This window comes from Arthrobacter sp. MP_M4 (assembly GCF_035984855.1).
In the GTDB taxonomy this organism is placed as follows: Bacteria; Actinomycetota; Actinomycetes; order Actinomycetales; family Micrococcaceae; genus Arthrobacter.
Window position 1 is genome coordinate 1 of sequence record NZ_JAXCHX010000059.1, and the last position, 1,953, is coordinate 1,953.

A 1,953-nucleotide genomic window follows, 5' to 3' on the forward strand; every position below is an offset into this window, starting at 1 on the left:
GGAGGCGGCCAATGCGCGTTCGCTCCTCACCGCCTCGGCTGAGCCCTACACCGCGGCCAAACGCGCGCTGGCCCGGATCTACGGGCAATGGTAATAAACACCTCCAGCCAACTCGCCTGTGGATGGCCGGCGAACCCGCTGGGCAGGAAACAGTTTGAGAGTCTTCTATGCCCGTCAAAGGTCTCGGTGGCCTTGGCCGCACCCCTTGCCGTCGTCACAGCCCTCGTCCCAACCGCTAGCCCGACGATGGCGTTTGGTAGGGCACCTACATGGCCATGGAATGCGCCATGGCGACTGCAACTGGAACTGACCTGCTCATCGTCGCCGCCGCGCGCCTTATCCGAGGTTCTCGTGGCCCATGAGGACGGGCCGGACGGACTTACCGTACCCGGAGTCGGATGAAGCTTTTCAAGGCACTTGATCCGCAGTGCTGCTGCCCTCGAGGCCGCCCTGGCAGAGCATTTCATCTATGTCTTCGTGAACCCGTCCGGCTACCGCACCGAATGGGAGCCGGAGGGCCCACGAACAGTTCTTTCCCTTGACAATCACGGCAGCAATTCGATGAGGCGGAGGCCGTAGAGAAAAAAGTTAGCGCCTCCCGTTTCCCCTGAGTTTCCTCACCATCCAATGCGACCCAAGTCACTGAACCCGGTTCAGCGCTTGCCGCAAACCAATAAATAACAAAGGACAAGCAATGCCGCTAGTTAGAATCGACTTACGGGAGGGCAAGAGCCCCGAATACCGCGCCGAGATCGGCGATATCGTATACGGCGCTCTCGTTGATGTCGTGGGGGTAGCAGCGAACGACCGGTTCCAGGTCATACAGGAACACAAGTCCCACGCGCTCGTTGCAGACCCCAATTATCTGGATATCAGCCGCTCCGACGACGTGGTCTTCATCCACATAACTCTCAACCAAGGCCGATCCGTGGAACAGAAACAGAACTTGTACCGGACGATAGCCAACCGTTTGCATACCCGCCTCGACATGCGCCGTGAAGACGTATTCATCGGCCTTATCGAAGTGGCCAAGGAGAATTGGTCCTTCGGGAACGGTGAGGCCCAATACGCTCGGTGATCACACGCTCTGCAGTGGCGTCGGGTGGCAGGAATTGGCGTCAGTTTCCGGGCTGAAGAGTCCACTTGGAGGCCGGAAATCTTACAGGACGTTGCCGTGCCCCCGAGCCGGCATCCTGGCGACATGGCTCGCCCCAGGCGGCTACGAGGCCCGGCTAAACGCTGAACTGCCACATCTGGTACGGCAATTGAAAGCTATGCCGCGTCCTCCGATGAACCAAGACAACTGTGGTGTCGCCGGCGAAAGGCCGTGAGTTTGATGCTGGGCACATGCCCCAGGGAGGGCAAACGTCGCTGCGCGTCCGGGCGGACCTATTGACGACAACCTCCGCACACGTTTTCGACCGGCACGGCCCGGAGGCGGCTGCGAGGCCGATGGGCTGCGGGAGTAGACCGCCCTGACAGCTGTCCCGGATTATCTACGCGCGGCCCGGGGAGCAGCGCAGACGCTGCCGACAGACTCGGCCACCAGCCGGTGGCCCTCGGTCGTGGGATGGAGGCCGTCGCTGAAAAGGCCCGGCGGTCGGCCAGGACGTCCCGGGGGTCGAGGAAGTCCCGGAAGGTCCGCTGGCACCAGGACCGCATGCTCTCCCGCAGGTCCAGGATCTCGCCCAGTTGGAAGCCGGGAACACGGCGTCCGCCAGTTCGGGGACATCACGACCACGCGCCGGCCTTGAAGTTCCAGCATCGCAGAAGGACTCCAGCCGGGCGATAACGTCCTTGCCCACCCGTGTCCCGTTTCGTCCGTCGGCGTGGAGAAGATCATTGATGCCGGCCGCCACTAGGTGTACTCGGCCAGGACGTTGGTTGCACGGTGAAAGGGTGAAGACCTCTTAGGTTGGTGGTTACCACACACACCGAACGACTAAGAGGTCT

Annotated in this window: 1 protein-coding gene; it reads left to right on the top strand. The window is 61.6% G+C overall.

The features are described from left to right. Positions 1 to 694 precede the first annotated feature (694 nt). Entirely contained in the window at positions 695 to 1,078 is a 384-nt protein-coding gene (locus RCH15_RS18965) for a tautomerase family protein (RefSeq protein WP_326962203.1), read from the top strand. Positions 1,079 to 1,953: the final 875 nt, after the last annotated feature.